Annotated in this window: 13 protein-coding genes; 9 read left to right on the top strand and 4 right to left on the bottom strand. The window is 58.7% G+C overall.

What is annotated here, in order from left to right; all coding sequences use genetic code 11:
• Positions 1-30: 30 nt before the first annotated feature.
• Complete coding sequence (ftsK, locus tag AB4N48_RS07830) at positions 31-2439, bottom strand: DNA translocase FtsK (protein ID WP_041477069.1); 2409 nt, start codon at positions 2437-2439, stop codon at positions 31-33.
• Between the two features lie 521 nt (positions 2440-2960).
• Here ftsK and aat point away from each other — a divergent pair.
• From aat to infA, 3 genes are all read left to right on the top strand, one after another.
• Positions 2961-3641, top strand: a complete 681-nt coding sequence (aat, locus tag AB4N48_RS07825) for a leucyl/phenylalanyl-tRNA--protein transferase (RefSeq protein ID WP_095182060.1) — start codon at positions 2961-2963, stop codon at positions 3639-3641.
• Between the two features lie 58 nt (positions 3642-3699).
• A complete protein-coding gene (locus AB4N48_RS07820; protein WP_041477071.1) occupies positions 3700-4407 on the top strand; it encodes an arginyltransferase in 708 nt (235 codons plus the stop codon).
• A 112-nt stretch (positions 4408-4519) separates the two neighbouring features.
• Complete coding sequence (gene infA, locus AB4N48_RS07815; RefSeq protein ID WP_002553999.1) at positions 4520-4738, top strand: translation initiation factor IF-1; 219 nt, start codon at positions 4520-4522, stop codon at positions 4736-4738.
• A gap of 659 nt (positions 4739-5397) precedes the next feature.
• On the opposite strand, the gene clpA is transcribed toward infA, so the two are convergent.
• On the bottom strand, positions 5398-7668 hold the full coding sequence (gene clpA / locus AB4N48_RS07810) for an ATP-dependent Clp protease ATP-binding subunit ClpA (RefSeq protein WP_016775266.1): 2271 nt from the start codon (positions 7666-7668) through the stop codon (positions 5398-5400).
• Between the two features lie 30 nt (positions 7669-7698).
• Positions 7699-8082 (bottom strand): ATP-dependent Clp protease adapter ClpS, encoded by a 384-nt coding sequence (gene clpS / locus AB4N48_RS07805; RefSeq protein ID WP_011334948.1) that lies wholly within the window; start codon positions 8080-8082, stop codon positions 7699-7701.
• Positions 8083-8306: 224 nt separating this feature from the next.
• On the opposite strand from clpS, the gene AB4N48_RS07800 reads away from it, so the two are divergent.
• Positions 8307-8588, top strand: coding sequence for a cold shock domain-containing protein (locus tag AB4N48_RS07800; protein ID WP_236168574.1), 282 nt, complete (start codon positions 8307-8309; stop codon positions 8586-8588).
• Positions 8589-8666: 78 nt separating this feature from the next.
• On the opposite strand, the gene icd is transcribed toward AB4N48_RS07800, so the two are convergent.
• Complete coding sequence (gene icd, locus AB4N48_RS07795) at positions 8667-9923, bottom strand: NADP-dependent isocitrate dehydrogenase (protein WP_024013414.1); 1257 nt, start codon at positions 9921-9923, stop codon at positions 8667-8669.
• Positions 9924-10404: 481 nt separating this feature from the next.
• Between icd and AB4N48_RS07790 the strand changes: the two genes are divergently transcribed.
• The 5 genes from AB4N48_RS07790 to purB all read left to right on the top strand — a co-directional run bounded on the left by AB4N48_RS07790 (position 10405) and on the right by purB (position 16581).
• Positions 10405-12630, top strand: coding sequence for an NADP-dependent isocitrate dehydrogenase (locus tag AB4N48_RS07790; RefSeq protein ID WP_460095090.1), 2226 nt, complete (start codon positions 10405-10407; stop codon positions 12628-12630).
• Between the two features lie 203 nt (positions 12631-12833).
• Complete coding sequence (locus AB4N48_RS07785; RefSeq protein WP_041477075.1) at positions 12834-13280, top strand: NUDIX hydrolase; 447 nt, start codon at positions 12834-12836, stop codon at positions 13278-13280.
• 59 nt (positions 13281-13339) lie between these two features.
• Positions 13340-14464 carry a tRNA 2-thiouridine(34) synthase MnmA gene (gene mnmA / locus AB4N48_RS07780; RefSeq protein WP_150634940.1) on the top strand — a complete coding sequence of 375 codons (1125 nt, stop codon included), beginning with the start codon at positions 13340-13342 and terminating at the stop codon, positions 14462-14464.
• Positions 14461-15084, top strand: a complete 624-nt coding sequence (gene hflD / locus AB4N48_RS07775) for a high frequency lysogenization protein HflD (RefSeq protein ID WP_039763308.1) — start codon at positions 14461-14463, stop codon at positions 15082-15084. Before mnmA ends, hflD begins: the two co-directional genes overlap by 4 nt.
• 126 nt (positions 15085-15210) lie before the next feature.
• Positions 15211-16581 (top strand): adenylosuccinate lyase, encoded by a 1371-nt coding sequence (purB, locus tag AB4N48_RS07770; RefSeq protein WP_003223822.1) that lies wholly within the window; start codon positions 15211-15213, stop codon positions 16579-16581.
• Positions 16582-16652 lie beyond the last annotated feature (71 nt).

Below are 16652 nucleotides of genomic sequence, written 5' to 3'. Positions count from 1 at the left end.
GCGTCATTGCGCCACTCGAGTCGTTGCGTTTCAGTCGCGTACCGGGCCTGGGGCCAGGACTTCACGCGAACCGTTGGTGTTCATTGAGGTAACGACGCCAGCCATTTCCATCGCCTCGATCATCCGCGCGGCACGGTTGTAGCCGATCTTCAGCTTGCGCTGCACAGCGGAAATCGACGCACGACGACTTTCGAGGACGAACTGCACCGCTTCGTCATACAGCGCGTCGGCTTCCGGATCATCACCGTCGCCACCACCGCTGCTGCCTTCAAAGCCGCTGCCCGCCTCTTCGACACCGTTGAGAATGTCGTCGTTGTACTCAGGCGCACCGCGCAATTTCCAGGCCTCGACCACGCGGTGAACCTCATCGTCGGAGACGAACGCGCCGTGAACCCGGATCGGCAAACTGGTGCCCGGCGGCATGTAGAGCATGTCACCGTGCCCGAGCAGTTGCTCGGCGCCACCCTGGTCGATGATGGTTCGCGAATCGATCTTGCTCGATACCTGAAACGCCATACGTGTCGGGATGTTGGCTTTGATCAGACCAGTGATCACGTCCACCGACGGGCGCTGGGTGGCAAGAATCAAGTGAATCCCCGCCGCACGCGCCTTTTGCGCAATACGCGCGATCAGTTCTTCAACCTTCTTGCCGACGATCATCATCATGTCGGCAAATTCGTCCACAACTACGACGATGGTCGGCAGTTTCTGCAGCAGCGGCGCTTCGTCGTGAATGCTTTCGCGCTTGTACAGCGGATCGCTCAACGGCTCGCCGGCATCCTGGGCTTCCTTGACCTTGGCGTTGAAGCCGGACAGGTTACGCACGCCCATTTTCGCCATCAGCTTGTAGCGACGCTCCATCTCGGCAACGCTCCAGCGTAAGGCGTTGGCGGCGTCCTTCATGTCGGTCACTACCGGGCAAAGCAGGTGCGGAATGCCTTCGTAGATCGACAGCTCAAGCATCTTCGGGTCGATCATGATCAGCTTGGCATCGTCCGGGCCGGACTTGAACAGGATCGACAGGATCATCGCGTTCACGCCCACGGACTTACCGGAACCGGTGGTACCGGCCACCAGCAAGTGCGGCATCTTCGCCAGGTCGGTGATGACCGGCTTGCCGCCGATATCGTGACCGAGCGCCAGGGTGACCGGGGATTTGAAGTTGTCGTACTCGGGGGTCGACAGCACCTCGGAGAAACGTACGATCTGGCGGTCTTCGTTGGGAATCTCGATACCCACAGTGGTCTTGCCCGGAATCACCTCGACCACCCGCACACTGGTCACCGCCAGCGAACGCGCCAGGTCTTTGGCCAGGTTGGCGATGCGGCTGACTTTTACCCCGGCGGCAGGCTGGATTTCGTATCGGGTAATCACTGGACCCGGATGGATCGAATCAACGGTGACTTCGACGCCGAATTCCTTGAGCTTGATTTCCAGCAAGTGGCCGACTGCTGCCAAGGACTCAGGCGAATAGTTGAGCTGTTTCTTTTCCGCAGGATCAAGAATCGAGATCGGCGGCAAGGTGCCTTCGACCGCGCTGTCGACGAACAACGGCGCCTGCTTCTCTTTCTGCACGCGCTTGCTCGGCTCCGGCGCCTTGGCTGGTGCCGGCGCGATCACCGGTGGCACCTGCTTCTCGCGGTCGGACATGTGCTTGCTCAACGCTTGCTCACGCTCGATCAGGCGTTCCTTGACCTTGGCCTGTTCGCGTTTGTCGGTGACAGTCGGTGCGACCACATCGTGGACGCGGTCATCAACCTCACGCAGTTGCGCAACCAGTTGCTTGCGTTCAGTGCGCGCCGACCACCAGCGGTTGAGCGCGCCCTGGAACAGCTCGAACAGATCGAGGGTGATCTTGCCGGTGACGTCCATCACCTTGAACCACGACAGGTCGGTGAATACGGTCAGGCCGAACAGGAACAGAGCGATGAACAACAGCGTGCTGCCCTGGATGTTCAGCGCATTCTTCGCCAGATCGCCAAGGCTTTCGCCCAGGGCACCGCCAGCACCGGCCGGCAGACCGGTCGCGGCATGGAAATGAATGTGCGCCAGCGCAGCACCGGAGAGCACGAGGAATACCAGGCCGATCAGACGCCAGGAAAACAGCCAGCCGCTCCACTGCCATGGTTCGTGGCGTTGACGGAAGATCTGGTACGCCTTGACCGCCAGCAGCAACGGAAAGATATAGGCGAAGTAACCGAGCACCATGAACAGGATATCGGCGCTGTACGAGCCGGCCGGGCCGCCGAAGTTCTGCACATCGTCGATCTTGCTGTTATGGCTCCACCCCGGATCGTCCTTGCCGTAGGTCAGCAAAGCCATCATCAGGAACAGGCACAAAGCGCCAATGGCGATCAATGCACCTTCCTTGAGCCGGTAGTGCAGTTGCTGGCGCCAGAGCGGAACGACTGTTTTGGGTGCTTCGGTGGTCTTCTTCAAAACGCTTCTTTTCCTGCGCCCGAGGCGCGTCCATCTATTGAATGACGATAAAAAACTGCCCAATCCAGGCAGGTAAAAAAGGTGAAAAGCTCAACTGGGACTACTTTTAACACTGTGCCACTGGTTTTATAAACACAGCCATAAACACTGTGCGCAGCGTATAGCCTGTCACAACCCGGCATTGTACGGGTTTGTGCGTCCGATGCCATGTTTGAGACCCCAGCCTTGAGCATAGCCAAACGTACATGCACTGCGTTGCAATTGGAGCATGCATTGTCTTTTGTGACAAAGGCTTATGAGCTGTATTTGATGAACGTAGCGAACCTGGCCGGATCAGGCTCACAGGAATGCTCGACAGCATCGGTACGGTGACGCTTACGACCACGGGCGACACATCAAGTTGCAGCTCAATGCTCACTGCAGCAGACATCTGTGCAGGACAGCGGCGCCGTTTCGCGGCAAACTCTTTCGCGGGGCCTGCACGCCCCTGACTGCCCTCCCCTTCTGCAAGCCTGGATGCCATGCTGACTTGGTTACAACGTAACTCCCTGACCTTTCCGCCACTGGAAAAAGCCATGCGCGAGCCGAACGGATTGCTCGCCGCCGGCGGCGATCTTTCCGCCGATCGACTGATCCAGGCCTATCGCCATGGCTGCTTCCCCTGGTTCTCCGAGGGCCAGCCGATTCTCTGGTGGTCGCCAGACCCTCGCACCGTGCTGTTTCCCGACGAACTGCACGTCTCGCGCAGTCTCGGCAAGCTGCTGCGCAAGCAACGCTATCAAGTGACCTTCGATCAGGATTTCGACGCCGTCATCCGCGCCTGCGCTGCACCGCGTGATTACGCCGACGGCACCTGGATCACCGAGGCCATGCAGGATGCTTACGTAGAATTGCATCGGCGCGGTTTCGCGCATTCGGTTGAGGTCTGGGACGAGGGACAGCTGGTCGGCGGCCTGTACGGCCTGGCGATGGGCCAACTGTTTTTTGGCGAGTCGATGTTCAGCCGCGCTGACAACGCGTCCAAATATGGCTTTGCCACGCTGGTCCAGCATTTGAAAGCCGCCGGATTTGTGCTGATCGACTGCCAGATGCCGACCGATCACCTGCACAGCCTCGGTGCGCGGTCGATTCCGCGCGGCGAATTCGCCGACTATCTGCGGCGCCATCTCGATCAACCGAATTCAGCGACCTGGGTTTGCTGAGCGACTTTTGCGCAGGTGGCTTACACTTAATCCACCAGCTTATCCCGAGGGTTGATTCATGACCGAGTTGGCGCGTTTGAAGTTTTATGCCACTCAGCCCCACTCTTGCAGTTATCTGCCCGAGGAGCAGGCCACGACGCTGTTTCTCGACCCGAGTCAGCCCATGGATGTGCATGTCTACGCAGACCTGTCGGAAATGGGCTTTCGTCGCAGCGGCGATCATTTGTACCGGCCGCATTGCCAGAATTGCAATGCGTGCGTGCCTGCGCGCATTCCCTCCGCACAATTCATCACTAATCGCCAGCAAAAGCGCATCTACAAACGCAACGCGGATTTGCAGGTGCAGCCGGTCAAACCGCACTTCAGCGAAGAATATTTCGACCTGTACCAGCGCTACATAGAACAGCGCCATGCCGACGGCGACATGTACCCGCCAAGCCGCGATCAGTTCTCGACGTTCCTGGTGCGTGACCTGCCCTTCTCGCGCTTCTACGAGTTTCGACTCGACGGACGGTTGCTCGCGGTGGCGGTGACCGATCTGCTGCCCAACGGTTTGTCAGCGGTGTACACCTTCTACGAACCGAACGAAGAACGCCGCAGCCTCGGCCGTTACGCAATCCTCTGGCAAATCGCCGAGAGCCAGCGTCTGGGCCTTGAGGCCGTGTACTTGGGTTACTGGATCAAGAACTGCAAAAAGATGAACTACAAAACGCAATATCGGCCCATCGAATTGCTGATCAATCAGCGCTGGGTCATCCTGAACTGAACCCGCGGCCTAAACCCCTTGGCGTAAACACCATTTTTCGGGCACAATGCACGCCGCTTTTGCCTGGCGCAGTTGCACCGGGCCATTCATTGGATACCGAGGGCTTTACTGCATGTCGAAAGAAGACAGCTTCGAAATGGAAGGCACTGTCGTCGACACCCTGCCCAACACCATGTTTCGTGTGGAGTTGGAAAATGGGCACGTCGTAACCGCGCATATTTCCGGCAAGATGCGCAAGAACTACATTCGTATTCTTACCGGTGACAAAGTGCGCGTCGAGCTGACGCCCTATGACTTGAGCAAAGGGCGGATCACTTACCGCGCTCGTTAATCAAGTCAATACAGAACGCCCGGGTTATGCCGGGCGTTTTTGTGTCTGCGTTTTGAGGTTTGGAGGCTGGGGACTTAATCGTTGCTGCGGGTGTTGCCGCTGGCGGTTTCGCTCTACAGCAAGCAGATCAAAAGATCGCAGCCTTCGGCAGCTCCGGTTGGATCGCGTGAATTCGATAGAAACGGGTTGACCTGCAGGCCGCCTTCGCGAGCAGGCTCGCTCCCACAGAAAAGCAAAGGCAAAGGCAAAGGCAAAAGATCGCAGCCTCCGGCAGCTCCTACACAATGAGCTTTAGCTCGAGTACCGCTTTTGATCTTGATTCACCGGCGACGTCGGAAGGCTGAGTGGAGGGATTGATCCGGGGGTGGGAGCGCAGCGACCGTCTGGCGCAGCCAGACACAGCGAGTGTAGGTGCAGCGAAGCAAACCGGAGCCGCTGCGCCCGGATCGATCCCGGAGCGAAGGAACCCGAGCCTGCGAGGGCCGAACGTAGGAGCTAGCGTTTTTTGCTTACTTTTTTTGGCGCTTGTAAAAAAGTAAGTCGCCGTCAGGCGAAACCGTCAGTGGCCACTACCGAAGCAACGGATATTCACCCAAACCCACCAAACAACGAGCAACAAAAAGGCGCCTGAAGGCGCCTTTCCAATCTACATCAAGCCATCAGGCCATCTCAGCCGTGGTTTCGAAGTCGAACGTCAACTCCCCATCCTTGATGTCGATGTGCACCACACCGCCATGCTCAGCCAGCTCGCCAAACAAAATCTCCTCCGCCAGCGGACGCTTGATCTTGTCCTGGATCAGACGCGCCATCGGACGTGCGCCCATCGCCGAGTCATAACCACCCGCCGCCAGCCAACTACGCGCAGCATCAGTAACCTCAAGCAACACACGCTTGTCTTCCAGCTGCGCCTGAAGCTCGGTGAGGAACTTGTCCACCACACTTTTGATGACCTCATGGCTGAGGCGACCAAACTGGATAATGGTGTCCAGACGGTTACGGAATTCCGGCGTGAAGCTCTTCTTGATCACTTCCATCGCATCGGACGAGTGGTCCTGATGGGTGAAACCGATCGAAGCCCGCGCTGCCGTCTCGGCACCGGCGTTGGTGGTCATGATCACGATCACATTGCGGAAGTCCGCTTTGCGCCCGTTGTTGTCGGTCAGCGTGCCGTGGTCCATGACCTGCAACAGCAGGTTGAAGACTTCCGGATGCGCCTTCTCGATTTCATCGAGCAGCAATACGCAATGTGGCTGCTTGGTGATCGCTTCGGTCAGCAGACCGCCCTGATCGAAACCGACATAGCCTGGAGGCGCACCGATCAGACGCGATACGGTGTGACGCTCCATGTACTCGGACATGTCGAAGCGAACCAGCTCGATGCCCAGCGCCTTGGCCAGTTGTCGCGCGGCCTCGGTTTTACCGACACCGGTAGGCCCGGCGAACAGGAACGAACCGACCGGCTTGTCTGGCGACTTGAGCCCGGCACGCGACAGCTTGATCGCAGTGGACAGCGAATCGATCGCCGCGTCCTGACCAAACACCGTAAGCTTCAGGTCACGCTCCAGGTTACGCAGCAGCTCTTTGTCGGAACTGGTGACATGCTTCGGCGGAATCCGCGCGATTTTCGCGACGATGTCCTCGACCTGCGGCACTTCGATACGCTTGACGCGCATTTCCACCGGTTGCAGACGCTGGTAGGCGCCCGCCTCGTCGATCACGTCGATGGCCTTGTCCGGCATGTGCCGGTCATTGATGTAGCGCGACGCCAGTTCGGCAGCGGCACGCAACGACTCATCGCTGTACTCGATATTGTGATGCTGCTCGAAACGCCCTTTCAGGCCACGCAGGATACCGATGGTGTCTTCCACCGACGGCTCGACGACATCGACCTTCTGGAAGCGACGCGCCAAGGCACGGTCCTTCTCGAAGATGCCGCGAAATTCCTGGAACGTGGTCGAACCGATGCAGCGAATGTCGCCAGACGACAGCAGCGGCTTGAGCAGATTGGATGCATCCATCACGCCACCGGACGCTGCGCCCGCACCGATGATGGTGTGGATCTCGTCGATGAACAGGATCGCCTGCGGACGTTTCTTCAGCTCATTGAGCAGCGCCTTGAAGCGCTTCTCGAAATCACCGCGATACTTGGTACCCGCGAGCAGAGCGCCGAGGTCGAGCGAATAAACAACCGCATTGGCCAGCAGATCCGGCACCTGATTGTCGACGATGCGCTTGGCCAGGCCTTCGGCAATCGCGGTTTTACCCACGCCTGCCTCACCCACCAGCAGCGGATTGTTCTTGCGCCGGCGCGCAAGAATCTGCGCGACACGCTCGACTTCCGACTCACGACCAACCAACGGATCAATGCGACCCTGGCGCGCGAGTTCGTTGAGGTTGCTGGCATAAGCATCCAGAGGATTGCCTGAAGAAGAAGACTCACCGCCCTCGTCGTCCTGCATATCTTGTTCACCTTCAGAGTGATCGCCGTGCCCCGGTACTTTCGAAATGCCGTGGGCGATGTAGTTGACGACATCGATGCGCGCCACGCTCTGCTGTTTCAGCAGGAACACGGCCTGACTCTCTTGCTCACTGAAGATGGCGACCAGCACGTTGGCGCCGGTCACTTCGCGTTTGCCCGAGCTCTGTACGTGAAAAACAGCACGCTGCAGGACACGCTGGAAGCCCAGGGTTGGCTGGGTTTCGCGATCCTCGTCATGGACGGGGATCAATGGCGTGGTGGAGTCGATGAACTCCTGCAGATCATGCTTGAGTTTGTCGAGGTTTGCGCCGCAGGCACGCAAAACGGTGGCGGCAGCCTCATTATCCAATAGGGCCAGCAGGAGATGTTCGACGGTCATGAACTCATGACGCTTCGAACGAGCCTCCTTGAAGGCAAGATTGAGGGTGACTTCGAGCTCGCGGTTTAACATAGCTTCACCTCATACCCAAGTGGTCGGCGATTAACCGTCCTTCTCGATTTCACAGAGTAGCGGATGCTGGCTTTCCCTGGCGTACTGGTTGACCTGCATGGCCTTTGTCTCGGCGATGTCGCGGGTAAACACTCCACATACTGCCCGTCCTTCTGTATGGACGGCCAGCATGACCTTGGTCGCCAGCTCGCGATTCAGGTTAAAAAACACCTCGAGCACTTCGACGACGAAATCCATCGGTGTGTAGTCATCGTTGAACAAAACCACCTTGTACATCGGCGGCGCCTGTAACGCGGGCTTTGCTTCCTGAACAGCAACGCCTGCCGAATCGTCGTCGTGCTCCTGTGGAAGATCCTTTTGGAGAAGCGGGCGATCCTGATTGAATGTTAGTCGAATCTGGCTGATTGCATGCATGGAAAAAAAGGTTCGTCAGTTGTGCGAATACAGTGGTGGGGGCGGTTGCACACGTTTTCAACTACGACTGCCCGGTCACCTTGACTATCGGGAAAACGGTGTTACAACCAATAGAGCCCACAGTGGGTAAAAAAGATCCGCGGAGTCAATTCTTTTATCGAATTCGATTGCGGATGTCGTGGATGATACTCCAGCGATGGAGTCTGTTGCAGAGGGATTTGAGCATGGCTGTCGGCAAGGTGAAATGGTTCAACAATGCCAAGGGATTCGGCTTTATCAATACCGATGCCCGGGAAGGTCGCGATGAGGATGGCAAGGACATTGACTTCTTTGCCCACTACTCGGCCATTGAAATGGATGGGTACAAGACCCTGAAAGCGGGTCAGGCGGTGAACTTCGAGATCGTTCAAGGCCCTAAAGGGCTGCATGCCGTGAAGATAACTTCGGTCGAAGTCGCTTCGGCGCCGAGCGCGATTGCCACGGAAAAACAAACGGCAACCAGTTGAAGCCTCAAAACATTCGGTCATAAAAAAACCGCCTGACTCAACCCATCGAGTCAGGCGGTTTTTGCGTGCCTGCAACTTTTACATATGCGAAATCAGCGCATCTCCGAACCCGGAGGACGAAACCAGCTTCGCGCCATCCATCAAACGCTCGAAATCATAAGTAACAGTCTTCGCGCCGATCGCACCGTTGGTGCCCTTGATGATCAGGTCCGCCGCTTCAGTCCAGCCCATATGACGCAACATCATCTCGGCCGAGAGAATCAGCGAGCCCGGGTTGACCTGGTCCTTGCCGGCATATTTCGGCGCGGTACCGTGGGTCGCTTCGAACATCGCCACGGTGTCGGACAGGTTGGCGCCCGGCGCAATACCGATACCACCCACTTCCGCCGCCAGGGCGTCCGACAGGTAGTCACCATTGAGGTTGAGAGTAGCGATCACATCGTATTCGGCCGGGCGCAGCAGGATCTGCTGGAGCATGGCATCCGCGATGGCGTCCTTGACCACAACATTCTTGCCGGTTTTCGGGTTCTTGAACTGCATCCACGGACCGCCATCGAGCAGCGTCGCGCCGAATTCTTCGGCCGCCACTTCGTAGGCCCACTCCTTGAAGGCACCTTCGGTGAACTTCATGATGTTGCCTTTGTGCACGATGGTCAGCGAGTCGCGGTCATTGTCGACCACGTATTGCAGGGCCTTGCGCGCCAGACGCTTGGTACCTTCGCGGGAGACCGGCTTGACGCCGATGCCGCAGTTTTCGTCGAAACGGATCTTGGTGACGCCCATTTCTTCTTTAAGGAATTTGATGACCTTGGTGGCTTCCGGCGAACCAGCCTTCCATTCGATACCGGCGTAAATATCTTCGGAGTTTTCGCGGAAGATGGTCATGTCGACATCGCCGGGCTTTTTCACCGGGCTCGGCACGCCTTCGAACCAGCGCACCGGGCGCAGGCAGACGTACAGGTCGAGCTGCTGACGCAGGGCCACGTTCAGCGAGCGGATGCCGCCACCGACCGGAGTGGTCAGCGGGCCTTTGATGGAGACCACGTAATCCTTGACCGCGTCGAGGGTTTCCTGCGGCAGCCAGGTGTCCTGGTCATAAACCTGAGTGGCCTTTTCGCCGGCGTAGACTTCCATCCAGGAAATCTTGCGCTTGCCGCCGTAGGCCTTTTCAACAGCAGCATCGACAACCTTGATCATCACCGGACTGATGTCGACACCAATACCGTCACCTTCGATGAAGGGGATGATCGGGTTATCAGGAACATTGAGAGAATGGTCTGCATTGACGGTGATTTTGTCGCCGACGGCTGGAACCTGAATCTTCTTGTAACCCATGCTGAACTCCATTGTTTGGATTGAACACCTGGCTTGCTTCGAGCGTAACCCAGTTGAATCAACACGCAAACCCTATGTTCCTGCGCCGCGCACATCTCGTTTCCTACAAGCCTGAAAGCAAAGGGAAAAGCGCCAAACTCCAGCATTCGTAACGAGTCTTTGCCCGGTCGCGCCCTGCGACCTTTAGACCAATGGACGAGAATCGTTGCATATGAACCATCGGCAGATTGCCAGCTACCTATGTATAATGCCGCCCGCTGACCACAGGGTCACGACGGCTGGCCTCTCTAGCACGAGACTTTCCGCCTGATTGGTCGGGTTGTTACCGCAGCCTGACTGCTTGACGCTCTACTGATGCACCCAACATCACCGCGAAGAATCTCGACATTCGGTTCATGGATGACTTTGAACGAACGCGCTTACCCGGCGCCCCTCGAGTTTCTGCGCACGCTTTAGCAAAGAAGAGAGAGTTAATCCGAATATGCCCACCCGCTCGAAGATCATCTATACCTTCACCGACGAAGCTCCTGCCCTCGCCACCTATTCCCTGCTGCCGATCATCGAGGCTTACACCGCCTCGGCCGATATCGCCGTGGAAACCCGCGATATCTCTCTTGCAGCGCGCATCCTGGCAAGCTTCCCCGAGCAACTGGGCGACAAAGCCGTAGCCGACCACCTCGCCGAACTGGGCGACCTGGCCGTTACGCCTGAAGCCAACATCATCAAGCTGCCGAACATCAGTGCTTCGGTGCCACAGCTGCAAGCCGCGATCAAAGAGCTGCAGGCGCAGGGCTACAACCTGCCGGACTACCCGGAAACCGTGACCAGCGACGCCGACAAAGACGCCAAGGCGCGTTACGACAAGGTAAAGGGCAGCGCCGTGAACCCGGTTCTGCGTGAAGGCAACTCCGACCGCCGCGCTCCGCTGTCGGTGAAGAACTATGCGCGCAAGCACCCGCACAAAATGGGCGCCTGGGCCAAGGACTCCAAGTCCCACGTCGCTCACATGAGCACCGGCGATTTCTACGGCAGCGAAAAAGCTGTCCTGATCGACGCCGCTGACGCCGTGAAGATCGAACTGGTCGCCAAGGACGGTGCCGCTACCGTTCTGAAAGAAAAGACCACCGTTCAGGCTGGCGAGATCCTCGACTGCGCCGTGATGAGCAAAAACGCCCTGCGTGCGTTCATCGCTGCCGAGATCGAAAACGCCAAGGCCCAGGGCGTACTGCTCTCGGTTCACCTGAAAGCGACCATGATGAAGGTCTCGGACCCGATCATGTTCGGCCAGATCGTTGCCGAGTTCTATAAAGACGCACTGACCAAGCACGCTGACGTGCTGAACCAGATCGGCTTCAATCTGAACAACGGCATCGGCGATCTGTACGCGCGCATCAAGGCCCTGCCGGCCGAGCAGCAAGCGCAGATCGAAGCCGATATCGCAGCGGTCTACGCCGTTCGTCCTTCGCTGGCGATGGTCAACTCCGACAAAGGCATCACCAACCTGCACGTGCCGAGCGACGTCATCGTTGACGCCTCGATGCCAGCGATGATCCGTGACTCCGGCAAGATGTGGGGCACCGACGGTCAGCTGCACGACACCAAGGCTGTGATCCCGGATCGTTGCTACGCGACCATCTACCAGGCTGTGATCGAAGACTGCAAAGCCAACGGCGCTTTCGACCCGACCACCATGGGCAGCGTGCCGAACGTCGGTCTGATGGCGAAGAAAGCCGAAGAGTACGGTTCCCACGACAAGACCTTCCAGATCAAGGCTGACGGCGTTGTTCGCGTCACCGACAGCAAGGGCAAGCTGCTGATGGAACAGGCTGTCGAAGCCGGCGACATCTTCCGCATGTGCCAGACCAAAGACGCGCCGATCCAGGACTGGGTCAAACTGGCCGTCAACCGTGCTCGCGCGAGCAGCACGCCGGCGATCTTCTGGCTCGACCCGATGCGCGCTCACGATGGCGTGGTGATCGAGAAGGTTCAGGCCTACCTGAAGGACCACGACACCAGCGGTCTGGACATCCAGATCATGGCGCCGGTCGACGCGATGAAGTACACCCTGCAGCGCACCCGCGAAGGCAAGGACACCATTTCGGTGACCGGCAACGTACTGCGCGACTATCTGACCGACCTGTTCCCGATCATGGAACTGGGCACCAGCGCCAAGATGCTGTCGATCGTGCCGCTGATGAACGGCGGTGGTCTGTTCGAAACCGGCGCCGGCGGTTCGGCTCCGAAGCACGTGCAGCAACTGGTTGAAGAAAACTTCCTGCGCTGGGATTCGCTGGGTGAGTTCCTTGCCCTCGCCGCTTCCCTTGAGCACCTGGGCGTGAACTACAACAACCCGAAAGCACTGGTGCTGTCGAAAACCCTGGACCAGGCCACCGGCCAGTTCCTCGACAACAACAAGTCGCCATCGCGCAAGGTCGGCAACATCGACAACCGCGGCAGCCACTTCTACCTGGCGATGTACTGGGCTCAGGCCCTGGCCACCCAGACTGAAGACGCTGCACTGCAAGCGCAGTTCGCGACTCTGGCCAAAACCCTGACCGAGAACGAGGCAACCATCGTTGCCGAGCTCAACGCCGTTCAGGGCAAGCCAGTCGACATCGGCGGTTACTACCACGCCGACGCCGAGCTGATCAGCAAGGCCATGCGTCCAAGCGCAACCTTCAACGCGGCGATTGCTGCGCTGGTTTAAGGTTGTAATGCGGTGAACAAACCCCGGCCTTGTGCCGGGGTTTGTGTTTCCGGGTTTTGTGATCACCACAAAACTTTGTGGGAGCTGGCTTGCCAGCGATGGCGGTTTATCATCCAGCATGGATGGTGACTGAACCACCGCTATCGCTGGCAAGCCAGCTCCCACAGGGATTGGGGTTTAACCAATAGATTGAGGAAGGTTTTATGGAATGGCTCCCCCACATCACCGTCGCCACCATCGTCGAGGACAACGGTCGCTTCCTGATGGTCGAAGAGCACAAAGGTGGGCGTAATGTGCTCAACCAGCCCGCCGGCCATCTCGATCCGGATGAAACCCTGATCGATGCGGCCATTCGCGAAACCCTTGAAGAAACCGGCTGGGACGTCGAACCGACAGGCGTGATCGGCATTTATCTGTACACCGCACCGAGCAACGGCGTGACTTACCAGCGCATATGCTTCAGCGCCAAAGCCGTGCAGCATCACCCGGATTACCGGCTGGACGACGGCATCGTCGGCGCCAAGTGGCTGACCCGCGACGAATTAATCGCCCAGCGCGATAACTGGCGCAGTGAACTGATCATCCGTTGCATCGACGATTATCTGGCCGGTCATCACTTCAGCCTCGAACTGATCCGCCCTTCTCTTTAGCCTTGCGGCCGCGAGCCTGATAGAATCGCGCCCTTTTCCAAGACACTCATTGAATCCCTATGCGTGATCCAGCCCCTTCTGACACATCCAAGAAGCGCGTCATTGTCGGCATGTCCGGCGGCGTGGACTCTTCCGTTTCTGCCCTTCTGCTGATCGAGCAGGGTTACGAAGTGGAAGGCCTGTTCATGAAGAACTGGGAAGAAGACGACGGAACGGAATACTGCACCGCCATGGACGACCTGGCGGATGCTCAGGCTGTCTGCGACAAGATCGGCATCAAGCTGCACACCGCCAACTTTGCCGCCGAGTACTGGGACAACGTGTTCGAGCACTTTCTCGCCGAATACAAGGCCGGGCGCACGCCGAACCCGGACATCCTGTGCAACCGCGAGATCAAGTTCAAAGCGTTCCTCGACTACGCGATGATGCTCGGCGCCGACCTGATCGCCACCGGCCACTACGTGCGCCGCCGTGATATCGATGATCGCACCGAACTGCTCAAGGGCCTCGATCCGAACAAGGATCAGAGCTATTTCCTGCACGCCGTCGGCGGCGAACAGATCGCCAAGACCCTGTTCCCGGTCGGCGAACTGGAAAAGCCGCAAGTGCGCGAGATTGCCGAGAAGTACGAACTGGCCACCGCCAAGAAGAAGGATTCCACCGGGATCTGCTTCATCGGCGAGCGCCGTTTCAGCGATTTCCTCAAGCAATACCTGCCGGCACAACCGGGTGAGATCAAGACCACCGAAGGCGAAGTCATCGGCCGTCACCACGGCTTGATGTACCACACCATCGGCCAGCGTCAGGGCCTCGGCATCGGCGGCTTGAAGGATGCCGGTGACGAGCCGTGGTACGTGCTGCGCAAGGATCTGCAGAGCAACGAGCTGATCGTCGGCCAGGGCAACAACCATCCGTGGCTGTTCTCCAGCGCCCTGCTCGCTTCGGAAATTTACTGGGTCAACCCGATCGACCTGAGCCAGCCGCTGCGCCTGACGGCGAAAGTGCGTTATCGCCAGAGCGATCAGGCCTGCACCCTGGAAAAAACCGCCAGCGGTTATCGCGCCGTGTTCGACGAACCGCAACGCGCGGTGACGCCGGGCCAATCGGTGGTGTTCTATGACGGTGAAATCTGCTTGGGTGGCGGCGTGATCGAAGTGGCCGAGCCGTGGAGCGGCCAGGCATGAGCCCGACTCAGGAGCAACTGACAGCGCTGGGCGGTGTGTTTCTCGCCGCCGTGCTGGTCGATCGCATCGCCAAGACCGGCCAGACCAACGAGGCCGGCCTGAGTTGCATGCTCGGCAGCCTGCTGGTCCGCGACCCGAAAGATACGCTGGACGTGTACGGCGGCGACGACATCAATCTGCGCGAGGGTTATCGCGCGCTGATTGGCGCCCTTGAGCGCGATCCGAGCACCTTGCAGCGCGAGCCGTTGCGCTACGCCCTGTCGATGCTCGGTCTGGAGCGGCAACTGGCCAAGCGTGACGACATGCTTGAGACGATTGCCAAACGCCTGCCGCAGATCCAGTCGCAGGTGGAGCATTTTGGCCCGGCCCACGAAAACGTCGTGGCCGCTTGCGGTGCGTTGTACCAGGACACTTTGAGCACTCTGCGCCAGCGCATTCAGGTGCACGGCGACATGCGCAACCTGCAACAGCCGAGCAATGCCTCGAAGATCCGCGCCCTGCTCCTCGCCGGTATCCGCTCGGCGCGCCTGTGGCGGCAGCTCGGTGGTCATCGCTGGCAGTTGGTGATCAGCCGCCGCAAGTTGCTTAAAGAGCTTTATCCGTTGATGCGCAGCGAGTAAACGCCGCGTCATGAAGGCTTTGTAGTCTGTAACGCGTAATACGCCGGTCAGTTGGCGACGGACCGGCGGATTTTTTCATGTATGATACGCGCCCCATTTCGTTGCCCGACTGTCCGAGAACACCCCATGCAGCTCTCTTCGCTCACTGCGGTTTCCCCTGTTGACGGCCGCTACGCCGGCAAAACCCAGGCCCTGCGCCCGATTTTCAGCGAGTACGGCCTGATCCGTGCCCGCGTTCTGGTTGAAGTGCGCTGGCTCCAGCGCCTGGCCGCCCATGCTGGCATCCCTGAAGTGCCAGCCTTCTCCGCCGAGGCCAACGCCGTTCTCAATGAACTGGCTGAAAACTTCTCGCTGGAGCACGCCGAGCGCGTCAAAGAGATCGAGCGCACCACCAACCACGACGTCAAAGCCATCGAATACCTGCTCAAAGAGCAGGCGGCCAAGCTGCCGGAGCTGGCCAAGGTCAGCGAATTCATCCACTTTGCCTGCACCAGCGAAGACATCAACAACCTGTCCCACGCGCTGATGCTGCGCGAAGGTCGTGACGACGTGATGCTGCCGCTGATGCGCCAGACCGCCAACGCCATCCGCGAACTGGCCATCCGTTTCGCCGACGTGCCGATGCTGTCGCGCACCCACGGCCAGCCGGCTTCGCCGACTACTCTGGGTAAAGAACTGGCCAACGTGGTTTACCGTCTCGAGCGTCAGATCGCTCAAGTCGCTGCCGTGCCGCTGCTGGGTAAGATCAACGGCGCTGTCGGCAACTACAACGCGCACCTGTCGGCCTATCCGCAGATCGACTGGGAAGCCAACGCCCGCGCCTTCATCGAAGACGAACTGGGCCTGGGCTTCAACCCGTACACCACGCAGATCGAACCGCACGACTACATCGCCGAGCTGTTCGACGCTATCGCACGCTTCAACACCATCCTGATCGACTTCGACCGCGACATCTGGGGCTACATTTCCCTGGGTTATTTCAAGCAGCGCACCATCGCTGGTGAAATCGGTTCGTCGACCATGCCGCACAAGGTCAACCCGATCGACTTCGAAAACTCCGAAGGCAACCTGGGTATCGCCAACGCATTGTTCCAGCACCTGGCGAGCAAGCTGCCGATTTCCCGCTGGCAGCGCGACCTGACCGACTCCACCGTCCTGCGCAACCTCGGTGTCGGCTTCGCCCACAGCGTGATCGCTTACGAAGCCAGCCTCAAAGGCATCAGCAAACTCGAGCTCAACGAGCAGAAGATTGCCGCTGACCTCGATGCTTGCTGGGAAGTATTGGCTGAGCCGATCCAGACCGTGATGCGTCGCTACAACATCGAAAACCCGTACGAAAAGCTGAAAGAACTGACCCGCGGCAAGGGCATCAGCCCTGAAGCGTTGCAGACTTTCATCGATGGCCTGGACATGCCAGCCGAAGCCAAAGCCGAGCTCAAGCAACTGACGCCGGCCAACTACATCGGCAACGCAGTGGCACAAGCCAAACGCATCTGATCGACCGTTTGCTCCGTTTGAGACGCCCGGCCGCGCCGGGCGTTTTTATTCCCGTCTGAAAAGTGCTTTTT

This window comes from Pseudomonas sp. S2_C11, from assembly GCF_054668395.1.
This window is presented reverse-complemented; position numbering and strand designations above follow the sequence as displayed.

Coding starts and splice junctions, on each gene's coding strand:
- aat (WP_095182060.1), top strand. CDS start 2,961: ATGCTGACTTGGTTACAACGTAACTCCCTGACCTTTCCGCCACTGGAA.
- AB4N48_RS07820 (WP_041477071.1), top strand. CDS start 3,700: ATGACCGAGTTGGCGCGTTTGAAGTTTTATGCCACTCAGCCCCACTCT.
- infA (WP_002553999.1), top strand. CDS start 4,520: ATGTCGAAAGAAGACAGCTTCGAAATGGAAGGCACTGTCGTCGACACC.
- clpA (WP_016775266.1), bottom strand. CDS start 7,668: ATGTTAAACCGCGAGCTCGAAGTCACCCTCAATCTTGCCTTCAAGGAG.
- clpS (WP_011334948.1), bottom strand. CDS start 8,082: ATGCATGCAATCAGCCAGATTCGACTAACATTCAATCAGGATCGCCCG.
- AB4N48_RS07800 (WP_236168574.1), top strand. CDS start 8,307: ATGGCTGTCGGCAAGGTGAAATGGTTCAACAATGCCAAGGGATTCGGC.
- icd (WP_024013414.1), bottom strand. CDS start 9,923: ATGGGTTACAAGAAGATTCAGGTTCCAGCCGTCGGCGACAAAATCACC.
- AB4N48_RS07790 (WP_460095090.1), top strand. CDS start 10,405: ATGCCCACCCGCTCGAAGATCATCTATACCTTCACCGACGAAGCTCCT.
- AB4N48_RS07785 (WP_041477075.1), top strand. CDS start 12,834: ATGGAATGGCTCCCCCACATCACCGTCGCCACCATCGTCGAGGACAAC.
- mnmA (WP_150634940.1), top strand. CDS start 13,340: ATGCGTGATCCAGCCCCTTCTGACACATCCAAGAAGCGCGTCATTGTC.
- hflD (WP_039763308.1), top strand. CDS start 14,461: ATGAGCCCGACTCAGGAGCAACTGACAGCGCTGGGCGGTGTGTTTCTC.
- purB (WP_003223822.1), top strand. CDS start 15,211: ATGCAGCTCTCTTCGCTCACTGCGGTTTCCCCTGTTGACGGCCGCTAC.